At 59.4% G+C, this 17,198-nt stretch carries 14 protein-coding genes; 6 read left to right on the top strand and 8 right to left on the bottom strand.

Translation table 11 applies throughout. The features are described from left to right. Positions 1-105: 105 nt before the first annotated feature. Positions 106-2,169, bottom strand: coding sequence for a transketolase (gene tkt / locus AB4O35_RS22400; RefSeq protein ID WP_065945899.1), 2,064 nt, complete (start codon positions 2,167-2,169; stop codon positions 106-108). 175 nt (positions 2,170-2,344) lie between these two features. Here tkt and AB4O35_RS22395 point away from each other — a divergent pair, with 175 nt between their 5' ends. Continuing rightward, positions 2,345-2,569, top strand: coding sequence for a DUF465 domain-containing protein (locus tag AB4O35_RS22395; protein WP_065874693.1), 225 nt, complete (start codon positions 2,345-2,347; stop codon positions 2,567-2,569). 156 nt (positions 2,570-2,725) lie between these two features. Here the strand turns inward: AB4O35_RS22395 and hglS are convergent, their stop codons facing one another. Then, positions 2,726-4,102: a 2-oxoadipate dioxygenase/decarboxylase HglS gene (hglS, locus tag AB4O35_RS22390; RefSeq protein WP_065874692.1), complete on the bottom strand. Its 1,377-nt coding sequence runs from the start codon at positions 4,100-4,102 to the stop codon at positions 2,726-2,728. Positions 4,103-4,390: 288 nt separating this feature from the next. Here hglS and AB4O35_RS22385 point away from each other — a divergent pair, with 288 nt between their 5' ends. Beyond that, positions 4,391-5,800 carry an OprD family outer membrane porin gene (locus tag AB4O35_RS22385; RefSeq protein WP_065874691.1) on the top strand — a complete coding sequence of 470 codons (1,410 nt, stop codon included), beginning with the start codon at positions 4,391-4,393 and terminating at the stop codon, positions 5,798-5,800. Between the two features lie 69 nt (positions 5,801-5,869). Further along, entirely contained in the window at positions 5,870-8,506 is a 2,637-nt protein-coding gene (locus AB4O35_RS22380) for an MGH1-like glycoside hydrolase domain-containing protein (protein WP_065874690.1), read from the top strand. Positions 8,507-8,636: 130 nt separating this feature from the next. Here AB4O35_RS22380 and AB4O35_RS22375 read toward each other — a convergent pair whose 3' ends face one another. Beyond that, positions 8,637-8,951, bottom strand: a complete 315-nt coding sequence (locus AB4O35_RS22375) for an SCP2 sterol-binding domain-containing protein (RefSeq protein WP_049712927.1) — start codon at positions 8,949-8,951, stop codon at positions 8,637-8,639. 56 nt (positions 8,952-9,007) lie between these two features. Next, positions 9,008-9,718, bottom strand: coding sequence for a histidine phosphatase family protein (locus AB4O35_RS22370; RefSeq protein ID WP_065945407.1), 711 nt, complete (start codon positions 9,716-9,718; stop codon positions 9,008-9,010). Between the two features lie 193 nt (positions 9,719-9,911). Between AB4O35_RS22370 and sohB the strand changes: the two genes are divergently transcribed. Further along, a complete protein-coding gene (gene sohB / locus AB4O35_RS22365; protein ID WP_065945408.1) occupies positions 9,912-10,937 on the top strand; it encodes a protease SohB in 1,026 nt (341 codons plus the stop codon). Between the two features lie 203 nt (positions 10,938-11,140). On the opposite strand, the gene AB4O35_RS22360 is transcribed toward sohB, so the two are convergent. Continuing rightward, complete coding sequence (locus AB4O35_RS22360) at positions 11,141-12,256, bottom strand: MDR/zinc-dependent alcohol dehydrogenase-like family protein (protein WP_065945409.1); 1,116 nt, start codon at positions 12,254-12,256, stop codon at positions 11,141-11,143. Positions 12,257-12,325: 69 nt separating this feature from the next. Continuing rightward, the gene (locus tag AB4O35_RS22355; RefSeq protein ID WP_065872036.1) at positions 12,326-13,333 is read right to left on the bottom strand and encodes a substrate-binding domain-containing protein; all 1,008 of its coding nucleotides are present in this window, start codon (positions 13,331-13,333) and stop codon (positions 12,326-12,328) included. Between the two features lie 475 nt (positions 13,334-13,808). On the opposite strand from AB4O35_RS22355, the gene AB4O35_RS22350 reads away from it, so the two are divergent. Then, positions 13,809-15,377 carry a TerC family protein gene (locus AB4O35_RS22350; protein WP_065945410.1) on the top strand — a complete coding sequence of 523 codons (1,569 nt, stop codon included), beginning with the start codon at positions 13,809-13,811 and terminating at the stop codon, positions 15,375-15,377. Here the strand turns inward: AB4O35_RS22350 and AB4O35_RS22345 are convergent. Next, positions 15,334-15,693: a YbbN family protein gene (locus AB4O35_RS22345; RefSeq protein ID WP_065945411.1), complete on the bottom strand. Its 360-nt coding sequence runs from the start codon at positions 15,691-15,693 to the stop codon at positions 15,334-15,336. The two genes, AB4O35_RS22350 and AB4O35_RS22345, sit on opposite strands and share 44 nt — an antisense overlap. A gap of 72 nt (positions 15,694-15,765) precedes the next feature. Next, positions 15,766-16,014 (bottom strand): hypothetical protein, encoded by a 249-nt coding sequence (locus tag AB4O35_RS22340; RefSeq protein WP_065872033.1) that lies wholly within the window; start codon positions 16,012-16,014, stop codon positions 15,766-15,768. Between the two features lie 332 nt (positions 16,015-16,346). Between AB4O35_RS22340 and AB4O35_RS22335 the strand changes: the two genes are divergently transcribed. Then, entirely contained in the window at positions 16,347-17,195 is an 849-nt protein-coding gene (locus AB4O35_RS22335) for a transporter substrate-binding domain-containing protein (protein ID WP_049712935.1), read from the top strand. Positions 17,196-17,198: the final 3 nt, after the last annotated feature.

The following is a 17,198-nucleotide window of genomic DNA, read 5'->3' as shown; positions in this document are numbered from 1 at the left end:
CCAGGGCTCGACAGCTGCTACGCAGAGGGCTCCCTCAAGATGTGTAGATACTTATGGCCATCGCAGCGGTTCGACGATTCGACAAGCCAGCTCCCACCGTTTTGATCAGTGTTGAGTCAGTTGGATTTGTGCCTTGGCTTGCTTAACCACATTCTCCAGCGTAAACCCAAACTGCTCCTGCAACTTGGCCAACGGCGCCGACGCGCCAAAGCTGTTCATCACCACTTTGGCCCCGGTCTGCCCCACATACCGATCCCAGCCCAAAGGCCCCGCCTGTTCGACCACCACCCGAGCTTTCACTGCCGGCGGTAATACGCTGTCGCGATAGGCCTGGTCCTGGTCTTCAAACAACTCCCAGCTGGGCATGGAGACTACCTGCGCAGCAATCCCTTCGCTTTTCAGTTGCTCATACGCAGCCACGGCCAGGCTGATTTCACTGCCCGTCGCCAACAACAGGACTTCGGGCTCATCGCCACCCGCCAACACATAAGCCCCCTTGGCCGCGCCGGACGCCGCTGCATACCTCGTACGGTCCAACGTCGGCAATGGCTGGCGCGACAACACCATGCAACTCGGTCGATGGGTTTGCGCCAGGGCCACCTTCCACAGCTCCAGGGTTTCATTCGCATCACCGGGTCGCAGGGTCAACAGTCCCGGTGTCGAGCGTAACTGCGTGAGGTGCTCTATCGGCTGGTGCGTCGGCCCATCTTCACCCACGCCAATCGAGTCATGGGTAAACACAAACACCACCGGCAGTTCCATGATCGCCGCCAAGCGGATCGGCGGCTTCATGTAGTCGCTGAACACCAGGAACGTCGAGGTGTACGGCCGCAGATAGGACAGCGCCATGCCATTGGCAATCGCGCCCATCGCGTGTTCACGAATGCCGAAGTGCAGGTTGCGCCCGCTGTAGTCGTCGGCACTGAAACGGTCGGCGCCCTCAAAGGTCAGGTTGGTCTTGGTCGACGGCGACAAGTCCGCCGAGCCGCCCAGCAACCATGGGATTTGCTCGGCAAACGCATTCAGTACTTCGCCACCGGCGGCACGGCTGGCCACACCCTTGGCGTCGGTATCGAAGCTGGGCAGGTGTTTCTGCCAGTGTTCCGGCATTTCCCCGGCACGCATGCGGCGCAATTCATCGGCCAATTCCGGCTCGTACTGCTCAAGTTGCAACAGGTGCTCGGCCCACTTTTCATACAGCGACTCGCTGCGGTCAAGCAAGGCATCACGCAAGTGCGTGCGGACATCGTCGGGCACCAGAAAGCTGGCGTCTTCCGGCCAGCCATACGCGGCCTTGGTCAAGCGAATCTCATCCTCGCCCAAGGGCTCACCGTGGGCGGCGGCGGTGTTGTGTTTGTGCGGCGAGCCATAACCGATCACGCTGTCGACCACAATCAGGGTCGGCGCGCCGCGGTTGCAATGGAAGGCTTCCAACGCATTGCTCAGGGCTTGCAAGTCGTTGGCGTCGGTCACGTGCAACGTGTGCCAGCCATACGCCTGGAAGCGCTTGATCACGTCTTCGCTGAACGCCAGCTCCGTGTGACCCTCGATGCTGATGGTGTTGTTGTCGTAGATCCAGCACAGCTTGTCCAGCTTCAAATGCCCGGCCATCGACGCGGCTTCGCTGCTGATGCCTTCCATCATGTCGCCGTCACCACACAGGGTGTAGACGTTGTAGTCGAACAAGGCTTTTTCTTCGCGGTTGAACCGCTTGGCCAGCCAACGCTCGGCCATGGCCATGCCCACGCTGTTGGCGCAGCCTTGGCCGAGTGGGCCGGTGGTGGTCTCGACCCCGGTGGTCATGCGGTACTCAGGGTGGCCTGGGGTTTTTGAACCGGCTTGCCGGAACTGCTTGATATCGTCCAGGCTGATCGCCGGCTGGCCGGAACGCTTGCCATGTTCATCAATCTCGACCACGCCGGCCAAGTGCAGCAGCGAATACAGCAGCATCGACGCATGCCCCACTGACAGCACAAAGCGGTCACGGTTGGGCCAGTCGGGATGTTCCGGGTGGTAACGCAGGAAGCGGCTCCACAGCGTGTAGCCCACTGGCGCCAGGCCCATGGGCGTGCCCGGATGGCCGGAATTGGCCTTTTGCACGGCGTCCATCGCCAGGGTGCGGATCGTGTTGATGCATTGCGTGTCGACAGCGGTGGCAGCGTGATTCATGAATCCGGTCTCCCTCGAGTGTCTATCTACAGTGGAGGGCGGGGCGCCACGAAGGTTTGATCGCATCGCCGATGTCGCGACGAACGGGGATGTATTGACCCCGAACATGACAAGACCCCTCGCAATGGTCTAGCTTCTAGGGCGTAAGCCATTGATCAACTTGCGGAGGTACGCCATGCCAGTGAAACACGACCTGTATCAGGACTTGGGGTTGAGCAAGGAAGTCGTTCACGAACGCAGGGCAAATGACAAACGCCTGGACTCGCTGCTCACTCAATACGACGACGCTGACAAGGAGGTGCTGAAGGCAGAATCAGCAAGCGCCGGCGATGAAGAGGTGGAGAAGCTGAAGAAGAAACGGTTGTTGATCAAAGACGACATTGTGGCGAAGTTGGGGTAGGGGATAGTCCGCGTTCCTACAGGGGGCGCACACATTTGTTCAGAATTGTCTGAAGGACAGGCTTCTCTTCACTGCCTATGATGCCCACCGCCTACCCGACTCTGGGGACTGTTGCGGCGTAAGGATTGCGCCGGTGAGCCGGGTGGGTACTTTATTTCATGCCAGCAGCGCCAGGGTGCATTCATCGATAGAGCGCTGCTGAGTCTCGCCATATAGCGTCAATTCATCAACCGTCCGGCGCCCCAGCGCCCTTTCAAACTCGGCCTGGTTCGAGTTCGCCGCGTAGTGGCTCTGCCCTGCATCCCCCAGGTTCGACTGGAAAATCCCCGCCGCGCTCACCGGCAGAAAATCCTCATACACCAACGGCTCCACATTAATGTGGCCTGCCGCGATCAGTGCTTCCAGGGTGCGCGGTTGATCCGCTGTGCCGCGCGCCGCGAGGCCTTGCTCGGTGGCGAAATAGCGGAAATACGCCAGGCCCTGCTCACGCATTTGCCCGTAGTTATCCGGGAAGGCCTGGAAGTGCTGCTCCATCAATTGCATGTAACGCGCGGCGTTGCCCTCATTCGGGAAGGCGCCCAGTGCGTCGCGCGCGGCGTTCAGCAGGTGGTCGTACAGCGCACGGCCTTTGGGCGTGAGCGCCACACCGCGCTGCTCGATTTCGCCGAAGCGCGCGCTGTGGCTGCCTTTGGCGTCGGTGAAGGCGATGGGTTCGTCGAGCGCCTTGAAGCTGGTCTGGCGCAGCAGGATCGGGCAATGACGGCGCGGTGGGCCTTCGATCACGGCCTTGGGGGTGATGCCTTTGCCGGGCATGGCGGCCTGGACCTGGTCGATGTCCAGCGTGCGCGGGGTCAGGTGGTTGATATGCGGGCCTTTGAAAGCGACAACGTCGGCAATCAGACGGTGCTGGTCGCTCAATTGCTGATACTGCGCAGCGGTGACGGTAGCGGTGTGGTGCCAGCGGAAGGTTTCCAACGCCTGGCGGATGAATTCATCCGCATCCACGGGGTTGAGGCCGCCGTCCTTTTCCGACTGTTCAATCAGCGCCAGGGCGCCAGGGGTGAAGATCGAACGTTTGGCCAGGGCGGTCTCGGCGAAGGTGCGCAGGTCGGCATTCTCGATCAGTTCCAGGCGCAGCAATGAGGTAAATACGCGAAACGGGCTGGTCTGCAGCGCCTGTTCATGCACCGCGCGAAAGGCGGTGGAGTGCACGGGCACGCCAGCCGGGGTCAGGTCGTAATAGCCCACTGGCTGCATGCCCATCACCGCAAACAAGCGGCTGATGGTCGCCAGTTCTGCAGGCGTGCCTAGGCGGATCGCTCCGTGGCGCTCCATGTCCAGTCGCTGGATTTCGCCGGTGCGTTGCAACTGCTGCGCCAAGCTCGGTTCGGCGTCGAGCACACGGGTGTTGGTCTCGGCCACCAGCTCCATCAACGCGCCATACAGGGGAACTTCATCTCGGTACATGTCGGACATGGCCTTGGAAAAGCCCTTGCGGATCTCGTCTGGGCTGACATGTGCGGTGGTGGGCATAGAAAAATTCCTGATGGCATGGCGATGGGGGTGGCCGTTTCCCGGAGTTTGTTGAGCGCAAGGCTTGCTTGCAAACGAAGAATCCTCAGGACTTCATTCTGCAAATGAATGAGATGACCTGAATATGACAAAAAACAGCCGGTGCAAAATTTCATTTTCCGGCGGTTTTCCTAACTAATTCTTCACGGAGTGCGCCCCGGTCGGCATGAAAGAATCGCCACGTTTGCAAGGATGAAAACGCCGTCATGCACATCACGCACATAAAAATATGTTTAGGGGCCGTCATTAATGAAAATTTCTACACTGGCGTTGTCGATCACCGCCGCCGTTCTTGCACAACAGGCTTACGCTGATGATTTCGGGCTCGGCGCTCTGGGCACGGGTAACGGTCACAGCGGTTTCCTTGAAGACAGTCATGCGGCGATTAGTTCGCGGACCATGTATTACAGCGCGGATAACCGCTCGGGCACCAACAACGATCTGCGCGAAGCGGCAACCGCGCTGCGTTTTGACTACAAATCCGGCTACACCCAAGGCACCCTTGGCGTCGGCTTCGACGTCATGGCCTTCGGCGCCTTGCGCCTGGACGGTGGCGATGGTCACACCGCGGGCCCAGGCTTGGCGGGGAACGGCAACAGTTTCTTCCCAACCAAGAATAATGGTACCGAACCGGCCGATTCCTTTGGTCGCGCGGCAGGCAATGTAAAGTTCCGCATTTCCCAGACCGAATTGCACGTCGGCGGTGGCTTGGCGCCGGTCTTGCCGATCCTGGTCTCCAACGACAGCCGTGTGGCACCGCAAACCTTTGACGGCGGGGTCCTCACCTCCAACGACATTCCAAATGTCACCTTCACCGGCGGTGAGCTCAACCGTGCCGAAGGCCGTGCCTCCAGCAACTCCACCGGCTTGAGCGTGGCCGGCGGTACCCGCGACAGTGACAGCTTCAAGTTTGGCGGTGTGGACTACAAGCCGTTTGGTTCTTCCGACAACACCATCGCGAAAAACCTGACGTTGCAGTACTACTACGCTCAACTGCAAGACTTCTACAAACAGAACTACGTCGGCCTGGTTCACGTATTGCCACTGGGTAATGACCAGTCGTTCAAGACGGACCTGCGCTACTTCGACAGCAGCAGCGACGGCAAGAACGGCGAGAGCGGCTACCAGTTCAACAACAACGGCGGCTTTGCCAAGCATGCCAACGAAGTGGACAACAAAACCTACAGCGCGGCCTTCACTTACCAACTGGGCGGCAGCAGCTTGATGCTCGGCCATATTGGCGTGGGTGACGACGGCGGCTTTGTGTGGGTCAACCAGGGCAGCCTGGCCGACCCGCATGCGCAAGGCGCCGGCGGCAGCGACTTCTACCTGTTCACCGACGCCGTGGTCGGCCAGTTCTCACGTGCGGGCGAGCAGGTCAACTTTGGCCAGTACTCGTATGACTTCAAGGCCTACGTGCCTGGCCTGAAAGCGTCCGTGGCTTACCTGGACGGTACGGATATCAAGTCGAAAGTCGCCGGCGGTCCTGACCAGAAAGAAAACGAAGCCGACTTCCGCCTGGACTACGTCGTGCAGGCAGGGCCGCTGAAAGGCTTCGGTACCACTTTCCGCACCGGCACCTACCACGGTAAAAACACCGGCACTGCCGATCAGGATCAAACCCGCCTGATCTTCAACTACACGTACGCCATCTTCTAAGTCTTCATGTGCACCCGGGCGTCATTGGGCTCTACACTGCCTCTCACTTGGTAGGCGATGGAGGACCCAATGGCGGCCACACCCGACACCCGAATAGTTGGAACAATCGAAGGCCAACGCCTGGCGACGCCGGGTGCCGAGCGTTGGCGCGAGTGGGGCCCTTATTTAAGCGAACGCCAATGGGGCACTGTGCGTGAAGACTACAGCGCCGACGGCGACGCCTGGACTTACTTCCCCCATGAACATGCCCGCAGTCGTGCCTACCGCTGGGGCGAAGATGGCCTGGCCGGTTTCAGCGACAAAGCGCAACGCTGGTGCCTGGGCCTGGCCCTGTGGAACGAGCGCGACGCGATCATCAAGGAGCGCCTGTTCGGCCTCAACAACGCCGAAGGCAACCACGGCGAAGACGTCAAGGAACTGTACTTTTTCGTCGATGGCGTGCCGAGCCATGCCTACATGCGCATGCTCTACAAATACCCCCATGCAGCCTTTCCCTACGACGACCTGATCAGCGAGAACGCCCGCCGTGACCTGCAGGATGCCGAGTACGAAATCCTCGACACCGGGGTGTTCGCCGACAACCGTTACTGCGACGTCAGCGTCGAATATGCCAAGCACCAGCCCGACGACCTCTTCATGCGCGTCACCGTGCACAACCGTTCGGACCAGCCGACCCGCTTGCAGGTGCTGCCCCAACTGTGGGCGCGCAATGACTGGAGCTGGACCTTTGATGCGCCCAGGCCGCTGTTGAAGATGGACGGAGAGTCGGTGCTGGCGCGCCATCATGAACTGCCTGATCGTCATCTCAGTGCTTGGGGCCAGGATGGGGTGGAGTGGCTGTTTTGCGAGAACGAAAGCAACTATCCCAGGCTAAATGGACAGCCGGCGCCAGGGCCGTTCAAGGATGGGGTCAACGATTACGTGGTTGAGGGTGTGCAAGCGGCGATTCGCCGTGACAGCGGCACCAAGGTCGCGGCGCGTTTTGTCCTCGAATTGGCGGGCCTTGAAAGCAAAACGCTCTATCTGCGTTTTGCGCCCGTCGACGCGCCGCAGGTCAACGCGCGTAAGCTGTTCGAACAACGCCGTCAGGAGGCCGACGAGTTCTACGCCGCCTTGCAACATGGCATGGCCAGCGACGATGCGCGCAATGTGCAGCGCCAGGCGTTGGCCGGGCTGCTGTGGTCCAAGCAGCTGTACTATTTCGACGTAAACCAATGGCTCGACGGCGACCCGGCGCAACCCGCGCCACCGCCCGAGCGCCTGCATATCCGCAACACCCATTGGCGACACCTGTCGAATTTCGACATTCTCTCCATGCCGGACACCTGGGAATACCCGTGGTATGCCTCGTGGGACCAGGGCTTCCAGGCGGTGGCCATGGCGCTGATCGATCCGGGGTACGCCAAGCAACAGCTGTTGCTGCTGGTGAAAGACCGTTTCATGCACCCCAACGGCCAGTTGCCGGCCTATGAATGGCGCTTTGACGACGCCAACCCGCCGGTACATGCCTGGGCCAGTTGGCGGGTTTATCAGCAAGACAAAGCGCTGAACGGTGTAGGCGATATGGATTTCCTTGAGAGGATTTTCCATAAGTTGCTGTTGAATTTTTCCTGGTGGGTGAACCGCAAGGATGCCGAGGGCCGCAACCTGTTCCAGGGCGGTTTCCTGGGCTTGGACAATATCGCCTTGTTCGACCGCTCGGCCGCGTTGCCGCCGGGTTACCAGCTGGATCAGGCCGACGGCACGGCGTGGGTCGCGGCCTATGCCCTGGACTTGATGCGCATCGGCCTGGAGCTGGCCAAGCGCAACGTCGTCTACGTCGACATCGCGGTGAAGTTTTTCGAGCACTTCCTGTACATCGCCGGCGCCATCAACCGCGTCGACGACAGCGCCGAAGGCCTGTGGGATGAGCAGGACCTGTTCTTCTACGATGTGCTGCACCGCCCCGACGGCCAGAACGAGCCGGTGCGCCTGCGCTCCATCGTCGGCCTGATGCCGCTGTTTGCCGTGCTGGTACTGGAACAGCGCGAGCATGAAGGTTTGGAAGGGCTGCGCGAGCGGCTCTTGGGTTTCATGCATCACCGCCCGGACCTGGCAAAGCTGGTCTCGCGCTGGAATGAGCCGGGACAAGGCAATCGCCTGCTGCTGGCGCTGCTGCGCGGTGAGCGCACCAAAGACCTGCTGCGGCGCATGCTCGATGACAGCGAATTCCTGGCGCCCTTTGGCGTGCGCTCCTTGTCCAAGGCTTTCGCCGAGCAACCCATGGCGTTGAAGATGAATGGCACCACGCTGAGTGCCTGCTATCAGCCAGGCGAATCCGACTCGCGTTTGTACGGCGGTAACTCCAACTGGCGCGGGCCGTTGTGGATGCCGGTGAACTATATGTTGATTGAGTCGCTGCGCGAGTTTCACCGTTACTACGCGGATAACTTCTCGGTGGAGTACCCGACGGGCAGTGGTTATCTGTCGTCGCTGGAGGACGTGGCTGACAGCCTCAGTCAGCGGCTAACGCGGTTGTTTCTAAGGGATGAAAATGGCCTGCGGCCGTCGATGGCGGGGTATGCGCAGTTGGAGGCGGACCCGGAGAGTCGCGATTTGGTGCTGTTCCACGAATACTTTCATGGTGAGACCGGGAGGGGGCTGGGCGCGTCGCACCAGACCGGGTGGAGTGCGTTGGTGGCGTTGCTGCTACAGCCAAAAACCTGAGTCACACCGCAGAATAAAATGTGGGAGCGGGCTTGCTCGCGAATGCGGTGGGTCAGTCACATATTCGTTGACTGACCCACCGCATTCGCGAGCAAGCCCGCTCCCACAGGGATCCAGGGTTACCCGTGAATCAGGAAGGGAACAGCTCGCTCAGCTTCATCGCCAGCATCATGTCGCCTTCGGTGCGCAGCTTGCCGCCCATGAAGGCTTGCATGCCGTCAGTAGAGCCGTCGACGATGCCTTCCAGGGTTTCGCTGTCCATGACCAGGGTCACTTGGGCGTCCGGGTTTTCGCCTTCATGAAGTTCGCAGGTCTTGTCTTTGACGACCAGGGAAAAGTTCTTGGTGTCGTCGATACGGAAACCGAACACCAGGTCCAGGCCGTCAGCGGCGGCTGGGTTGAACTTGGCTTTCATTGCTTCTACAGCTTTGGCTACGTCAGTCATGGTTTCGATCCTTTAGGGTGGAGTCCAGTGACCTTGGGGTCACGGTTGGCCGCAGTTCATCGGAAGGTGATGAGCTGCGGCGCCTTCAACAGTTGCAAGTGGGTATGGCTGTTGAAGGAAGCCAGTGCCACCTCGCGACCGCGGAATTTCAGCTGGTTGAGCGAGGTGTTAACAATTTGCCAGTTCAGTTCGAACGCCTGGGCGGCGGGCATTCGGGTAATCAGGTGGAGCAGGGCGGTGATGGTGCCGCCGGAGGTGAACACCGCGATCTTCTGCGTGTTTTCCGCCGCTTCAAGAATACGTTGCAGGCCGCCTTGGACACGCTTGACGAAACCCAACCAGCTTTCCAGCCCTGGCGGGTCATAGGTGCCGGCCAGCCAGCGTTCAATGATCAAGGCGAAGATGCGCTGGAATTCGCTGCGGTGCTGCGCGGCATTACGCAGGATCTCCAGGGCTTCGGGTTCGGTGGTGAGCAGGTCGGGGAGCAGGGCGCGGATGATCGCCTCGGCATCGAATTCGTTGAAAGCGCTGTCGACTTCCAGCACCGGTACCGGCAGGCCCAGGGCGCTGTATTGTTCGAAGGCGGCGGTGGCGGTGTGTTGCTGGCGGCGCAGGTCGCCGGCCACGCAGCGATCGAAGACCAGGCCCATGTCCGCCAGGTGCCGACCGAGCACTTGTGCCTGCTCCACGCCGATGGGCGACAAGACGTCATAGTCGTCTGCACCGAAGGAGGCCTGGCCATGTCGAATCAAATAGATGCTGCCCACGTCCGTTTTCCCGGTACGTTGAAAGTCTGGCGAGGTTATGAGGATGCCTTCAAGCTGTCAATGAAAAAACATACGCTTGTTTTAAAAGTGCGTTGGAGGGCGCCTGGTGGCGGTTTGAGCACTGGCTCACAGCAAGCCCCGTCGGTATGCTGGGGCCATCCGCGCCTGGCGCACTGCACTTGTAAGGAGAACTATGGATTTTCTGGCCGAATACGCGAGCTTTCTGGCGAAGACCGTCACCCTGGTGGTCGCTATTCTGGTGGTACTGATCAGCTTCGCGGCATTGCGCAGCAAAGGTCGTCGCAAATCCGCCGGCCAGTTGCAGGTCAGCAAGCTCAATGATTTCTACAAGGGCCTGCGTGAGCGCCTGGAGTCGAGCCTGCTCGACAAAGACCAGCTCAAGGCGTTGCGAAAATCCGAAGGCAAGGCTGAAAAGAAGAAAGGCAAACAGAAAACCGAGGCCAAGCCACGGGTGTTTGTGTTGGATTTCGACGGCGATATCAAGGCTTCGGCCACTGAGAGCCTGCGCCATGAAATCACCGCACTGCTGAGCCTGGCCACGCCAAAGGACGAAGTGGTACTGCGCCTGGAAAGCGGCGGCGGCATGGTCCACAGCTACGGCTTGGCGTCTTCGCAACTGGCGCGTATCCGTCAGGCGGGCGTGCCGTTGACCGTGTGCATCGACAAGGTCGCAGCCAGCGGCGGTTACATGATGGCGTGCATTGGCGAGAAGATTATCAGCGCACCGTTTGCCATCCTCGGCTCCATTGGTGTGGTGGCGCAGTTGCCTAACGTCAACCGCCTGCTGAAAAAACACGACATCGACTTCGAAGTGCTGACCGCGGGTGAATACAAACGCACCCTCACCGTGTTTGGCGAAAACACCGAGAAGGGCCGCGAGAAGTTCCAGGAAGACTTGGACATCACTCACCAGTTGTTCAAGAATTTCGTCTCGCGTTATCGCCCGCAGCTGGCAATCGATGATGTCGCGACCGGAGAAGTGTGGCTGGGTGTTGCGGCGCTCGACAAGCAATTGGTCGATGAGCTGCAAACCAGCGACGAATACCTGGCCACCAAGGCCAAGACCGCCGAGGTGTTCCACCTGCATTATGCCGAGCGTAAGAGCTTGCAGGAGCGGGTTGGCTTGGCGGCGAGTGGCTCGGTGGACCGGGTGCTGTTGACTTGGTGGAGCCGGTTGACCCAGCAGCGGTTCTGGTGACCCGACGTTGAATGTTGGTAATCCCATGCGGGCATTGTAGTGAGCGGGCTTGTCCCGCGCTGGGTGGCGAAGCCGCCCCAAACCCAGGCACTTCAGTTCTAGCTGAAAAAACTCGGTGCCTGAGTTGGGGCGGCTTCGCCACCCAGCGCGGGACAAGCCCGCTCACTACATACCAATGCCCCACATTGGTTTGGCGTTGATGGTTAAGGCTCGAGTACCACCTTTAAGGATTTGTCGCCGCGCTCCATCACCGCAAACGCTTCCTTGAAGTCTGCCAGGGCGAACTTGTGGGTGACCACGTCGCGCATGTCGATCTTGCGGTTGCCGATAAAGTCGATGGCGCGTGGGTACATGTAGGGCCCCAGGTGCGAGCCGAGCACGTCCAGTTCCTTGCGGTCGCCGATGATCGACCAATCCACCGTCGCCTCGTCATTGAAAACGCTGAACTCAACGAAACGCCCCAGCTTGCGCAGCATTGCCAGGCCCTGGTTGACCGCCTTGTGGTGGCCGGTGGCTTCGATGTAGATGTCGCAGCCGTAGCCGTCGGTGATTTCACGGATCTTCGCCAGCACATCGACTTCGGCCGGGTTCCACACTTCGTCGGCGCCCATGCGCAGGGCGAGCGCGGTGCGTTCGGGTTTCATGTCCAGCACGATGAGTTTTTTCGGGTTGCGCATGCGCACTGCGCCGATGATGCCCAGCCCCAGCGTACCGGCGCCGGCGACCACCACCACGTCATCGAAGTCGACATTGGCTCGCTCGGCGGCATGCAGCGAGCAGGCGAGGGGTTCGATCAGGATGGCTTCGTCCGGGGCAATGGAATCCGGGACTTTGTGGATGATGCCTTCCTTGGTGAAAATCATGTACTGGGCCATGGCGCCCTGCACATTGTTCTGGAAGCCATACAGGTCGTGTTTCTGACACATCCAGTACTGGCCGTGATTGCAGAAGCGGCAGCCCCAGCACGGTACGATCTGCTCGGAAATGACTCGGTCACCGACCTTCACGCCGCGTTTTTCCGCGCCGGGGCCCAGGGCGACCACGCGGCACACGAATTCATGGCCGGGGATCATCGGCGGTTTCACATAGCGCGGTTGCTCGGCATCGCCCCAGAACGAAGGCGCGCCGCGATAGGTCTTGATATCGCCCATGCAGATGCCGCACAGCTCGACCTTGGTGAGGATTTCCTCGGGGCCGGGCACAGGTACATCGACGGTTTCGAGTCGATAATCTTCCGGGCCATAGCAGACCACTGCCTGCATGGTTTTCGGGATGACCGGGAATAGTTGTGCTTGCGAACGTTCGGTAACGGTGGACATGGCGGGCCTCGGGGCAAAGGTGAGCTCATCGCTCCTGTGCGCACACGGGAGCGATCAACCGGCAACGTTTTATTTGGCGCCGCTGACTTGCTTGTACAGCGCGTCGGCGTTGGCGTTGGTCACGGGCACCCAGGGCAGGATGTAGTTCTTCGCGGTGCCATCGGCCCATTTCACGTCTTTGGCGTAGCGCTCCCAGATCACCGATTGCGGTTTGTAGTCCTTGCCGGCGAGTGCGCGCAGGGCTACATCCAGCGCGCCTTGGGATTGGGCTTGGGCGTCTTGCAGGAAGGTGGTGACTTCGTCTTTTTTCGCCGCCTGGATCGCATCCGGCATGCCGTCGATGGAGGTGACCGGTACGTCCTTGGCGGTCAGGCCGTGGGATTTCAGTGCCTGTATGGCGCCTAGGGCCATGTCATCGTTTTGCGCGATCACGCCGTTGATGCCTTTGGGGTGGGCATTCAGCCAGTCTTCAGTGAGTGTCATGGCCTGGGCGCGGTCCCAGTTGGCGGTCTTTTTCTCGATGATCTTGATGTCCGGGTGCTTGCCCAGCACTTCCAGTTCGCCTTTTTCCCGATCGATCTGCGCCGACTGGCCGATCGGGCCCTGGATAATCACCACGTTGCCTTTGCCGTTGAGCTTGTCGACCATGGCTTGGGCCTGCAGGCGGCCGCCTTCCACGTCGTCGTTGCCCACATAGGGTACGGAGGCATCGGCTACTTTCGTATTGGAGGCGATGACTACCACGTCGTTGCTCATGGCTTGCTTCACTGTGCCCACACCGGCCTTGGTGTCGATGGGCACGAACAGGATGGCGTCGTAGTGCTGGGTCACCATGTTTTCGATCTGGTTGTTCTGGGTCAGTGCGTCGTAGTTGCCGTCGAATACGGTCAGTTGCACGGTACCGTCTTTGACGGCGGGATGTTCCTTGAGCTCGCGCACCCAGTTCTGCATGAATTGACCCTTGAGGCCGTAGACCGCGGCGCCGACCTTGTAGGTCTTGCCGTCGGCAGCCAGGGCGATGCTGCTGGCGAGGAGGGAGAAGGCTGCAGCGGCGGCGAAGGTCGTACCAAGTTTCATGATCAGAACCCCAATTATTGTTGTAGTCAGTTGTTCATTCATTGCCTTGTTGTGATCATATGTTTATCAAATGAAAATATGATCAGTCAAACACTTTCGCATAAAACAATAAAATAGCTTTTATTGGGGTGATCAGGATTTTTTTTTGACCATTAGCCCGTTATTTGTGATTTTTGTCGCGATATTAATTTCATGTATTGATCATATGATCGTTTTTTTTGTCCGGGTTTACAGATTTTGTAATAGTTTTGCGTTGTAGGAGATTTCGCTTTCGCCTGTACGATTCAGGTCCTTTTGTCATCGCAGGATTTGCATGAACACCCTCTCGGAGCCTCCCAGTCGTCTTTCCTCAAGACAACCGCTGCCGCTGTTCCCGCTGAAGCACCCCGTATTCCGACTGCTAGTCTTGTCCCGGTCCCCTGACCGTGCGTTGCCGTGTCTGGCATTCTGAAATTCGATTGAAGAGACTCTATAAATGGAATGGTTAGCGGATCCAACGGCCTGGCTCGGCCTGTTGACCTTGATTGTGCTGGAACTGGTTCTGGGCATCGACAACCTGGTGTTTATTGCGATCCTGGCGGACAAGTTGCCGCCGGAGCAGCGTGATCGTGCGCGCTTGATCGGTTTGTCCCTGGCACTGCTGATGCGCCTGGGCCTGTTGGCGAGTATTTCCTGGTTGGTGACCCTTACCCAGCCACTGTTCGAGGTGTTCGACAAAAGCTTTTCCGGCCGTGACCTGATCATGCTGTTTGGTGGTGTGTTCCTGCTGTTCAAGGCCACCATGGAATTGCACGAGCGCCTGGAGGGCCATGTCGCACAGCGAACCGGCAACGTGGCCTACGCGATGTTCTGGCCAATCGTGGCGCAGATCGTGGTGCTCGACGCGGTGTTCTCCCTGGATGCGGTGATTACCGCCGTGGGCATGGTGGACGAGCTGGCGGTGATGATGATCGCGGTGATCGTGTCCATCGGCCTGATGATCGTGGCGAGCAAGCCGTTGACCCGCTTCGTCAATGCACACCCGACCGTGATCATGCTGTGCCTGGGCTTCCTGATGATGATCGGTTTCGCGCTGACCGCCGAAGGCCTGGGCTTCCATATTCCCAAGGGCTACTTGTACGCGGCCATTGGTTTCTCGATCCTGATCGAAGTGTTCAACCAGATTGCCCGCGCCCGCCGCAAAAAATCGGCGCAAGGTGTGTTGCCGGTGCGTGAGCGCACTGCTCACGCGGTGATGCGTTTGCTCGGCGGCCGCAGCCTGGCAGTGGAAGAGGTGGGCGAAGACGTGGCCGATTTGCTTGGCGAGTCGGATGCTGCACAAGGCCCGCTGTTCGACCGACGTGAACGCGTGATGATCAGTGGCGTGCTGCAACTGGCCGAACGGCCGATTCGCACGCTGATGACGCCGCGGGCCAAGGTCGACTGTATCGATCTGGCAGACGATCCCGACACTATTCGCTTGAAATTGATGCATTCGTCCTACTCGCGGCTGCCTTTGATCCGCAACGGTGCCGTCGATGAGCCATTAGGCTTCGTGCACAAGAAGGAGTTGCTCAAGGAATACCTGGCCGGTAACGAGCCGAACCTTGAGCATCTGGCGCGCCGCGCGATCAACCTGCTGGAGAGTTTTTCGATCCTTAACGCCCTGGAGCAGATGCGTCAGGAATCCACGCACATTGCGTTCGTGATCAACGAATTCGGTGACTTCATGGGGGTGTTGAGCATGACCGACATTCTCGAATCCATTGCCGGTGAGTTGCCGGACGCCAGCGAGATCGAGGGGCCGGATATCGTCGAAGAGGGAGCGGGTTTTCGTGCCAATGGCGCGTTGAACCTTAACCATGTGCGCCAGCGCACAGGCTTCAACGCGGTTGCAACTGGGGATTATCAGACCCTGGCGGGCTTGGTAATGAGCCTGCTGGACCGCTTGCCGGTGGTGGGCGACAGCCTTGTGCATGAGGGCTGGCGCCTGACTGTCGCGGTGGTTGAGGAGCGGCGGGTCACGCAGGTTCGCCTGGAGCCCGCTGCCGGGCATAGCGTCTGAAGATTTCTGTGAGTGTTTGCTCCTGGGTTTCCCAGGAGCCGAACCTCGTGATGACTTCCATGACTTTGCCCTCCACGTGCGTGACCAGTGTGGGCGTGCTGTTGATTTCCAGTGGCAGCCTGGGGGTCTTGGCTGTCTCGAGCACCATGCTATTTATAGTGGAGTCATAGGTGTCGGCGATGGGCTCGAAAAGCTTCACGGCCTTTGCGCACGGCGGGCAGTCCGGCATAACAAACAGTAAGAAAACGATCCGATTCGATGCCAGCACCGACTGGTAGTCCTCGATGCTGGTGATGACGTCTTTGGCGATTCCCATGGTGATCTCCCTATCGGCAGCGGTGTTTGGCCAACGCTAAGCCGGAAGGTCACTACCGTCTACTGTCAACCTTTACAGGTCCCCCTCACGTTCCACGCGTTCCCGCGCCTTGCGTGCCTGGCTCGCACATTTCTTGTATTCCAAGTTGTCCCTGGAGGCCTTCGCTTCGCGATAGCCGTGGTGATTCTGGCTCGTGTAGTGGGTGCTCAAGGCTTCGTTGAGCTTGCGCAGTTCTTCCTTGCAGTCACGACGATCGTTGCTGGCAGAGGCGCCGGCGGCCACCAGGAAGGCCAGCAAAAACAGGCTGAGACGTAGCTTCATCAGGGCGGGGTCCTTATCGGCATGAATGTGCCAAGGCTAGCCCAGGGCAGGGATTTTTCCAGGTTGGGCGTGCACTGCACGGGTGCGCGGTAACACTGTTATGGCGCACTCAAGTGGGGCCGATCACCGCTGTGTGGGGCCTTGGGTAGCACGCTCATTCCAAGTGATGGCGCAACGCCTCATCGCCGAAAACATTCATCCAACTGATTCCTAACGAATTTATTCCAAGCATATTTTTCTGTTAGCGCGTGTGGCACACTTTCTGCTGTCTATTCCGTTGTTACATACTAAGTTCCGGTATAGCGGAATACACAACTCCTGGAGTGCTTGTCATGCATCACCGACCTTCCGTGTTTAAAGCGTGTGTTTTTCTCTTCGCCGCATCGGCTTCCCTCGCCAGCCTCGTGCAAGCGGCGGACAGCAAGCTCGATAACGTGCTCAAGCGTGGGCACCTGATCGTGGGTACAGGCAGTACCAATGCGCCGTGGCACTTCCAGGGAGCGGATGGCAAGTTGCAGGGGTTTGATATCGACATCGGCCGCATTGTGGCCAAGGGTTTATTCAACGACCCGAGCAAGGTCGAGTTTGTGGTGCAGTCGTCCGACGCACGCATTCCCAACCTGCTGACCGACAAGGTCGACATGAGTTGCCAGTTCATTACCGTCACTGCCAGCCGCGCGCAGCAAGTCGCGTTTACCCTGCCGTACTACCGCGAAGGTGTGGGCCTGCTGCTGCCGAACAACAGCAAGTACAAAGAGATTGAAGACCTGCAGGCAGGCGGCGATGGCGTGACCGTGGCGGTGCTGCAAAACGTGTACGCCGAAGAGCTGGTGCATCAGGCCCTGCCCAAGGCCAAGGTCGACCAGTACGACAGCGTCGACCTGATGTACCAGGCCGTGAACTCCGGCCGCGCCGACGCCGCCGCCACCGACCAGTCCTCGGTCAAATACCTGATGGTGCAGAACCCCGGCCGCTACCGCAGCCCGGCCTACGCCTGGAGCCCGCAGACCTACGCGTGCGCCGTCAAGCGTGGCGACCAGGATTGGCTGAACTTCGTCAACACCGCGCTGCATGAAGCCATGACCGGTGTGGAATTCCCCACCTACAAGGCCTCGTTCAAGCAGTGGTTCGGCGTTGATCTGCCGGAGCCGGCGATCGGTTTCCCGGTTGAGTTCAAGTAATTC

This window comes from Pseudomonas sp. H1_A03 (assembly GCF_054685145.1).
This window is presented reverse-complemented; position numbering and strand designations above follow the sequence as displayed.

Coding starts and splice junctions, on each gene's coding strand:
- tkt (WP_065945899.1), bottom strand. CDS start 2,169: ATGAATCACGCTGCCACCGCTGTCGACACGCAATGCATCAACACGATC.
- AB4O35_RS22395 (WP_065874693.1), top strand. CDS start 2,345: ATGCCAGTGAAACACGACCTGTATCAGGACTTGGGGTTGAGCAAGGAA.
- hglS (WP_065874692.1), bottom strand. CDS start 4,102: ATGCCCACCACCGCACATGTCAGCCCAGACGAGATCCGCAAGGGCTTT.
- AB4O35_RS22385 (WP_065874691.1), top strand. CDS start 4,391: ATGAAAATTTCTACACTGGCGTTGTCGATCACCGCCGCCGTTCTTGCA.
- AB4O35_RS22380 (WP_065874690.1), top strand. CDS start 5,870: ATGGCGGCCACACCCGACACCCGAATAGTTGGAACAATCGAAGGCCAA.
- AB4O35_RS22375 (WP_049712927.1), bottom strand. CDS start 8,951: ATGACTGACGTAGCCAAAGCTGTAGAAGCAATGAAAGCCAAGTTCAAC.
- sohB (WP_065945408.1), top strand. CDS start 9,912: ATGGATTTTCTGGCCGAATACGCGAGCTTTCTGGCGAAGACCGTCACC.
- AB4O35_RS22360 (WP_065945409.1), bottom strand. CDS start 12,256: ATGTCCACCGTTACCGAACGTTCGCAAGCACAACTATTCCCGGTCATC.
- AB4O35_RS22355 (WP_065872036.1), bottom strand. CDS start 13,333: ATGAAACTTGGTACGACCTTCGCCGCCGCTGCAGCCTTCTCCCTCCTC.
- AB4O35_RS22350 (WP_065945410.1), top strand. CDS start 13,809: ATGGAATGGTTAGCGGATCCAACGGCCTGGCTCGGCCTGTTGACCTTG.
- AB4O35_RS22345 (WP_065945411.1), bottom strand. CDS start 15,693: ATGGGAATCGCCAAAGACGTCATCACCAGCATCGAGGACTACCAGTCG.
- AB4O35_RS22340 (WP_065872033.1), bottom strand. CDS start 16,014: ATGAAGCTACGTCTCAGCCTGTTTTTGCTGGCCTTCCTGGTGGCCGCC.
- AB4O35_RS22335 (WP_049712935.1), top strand. CDS start 16,347: ATGCATCACCGACCTTCCGTGTTTAAAGCGTGTGTTTTTCTCTTCGCC.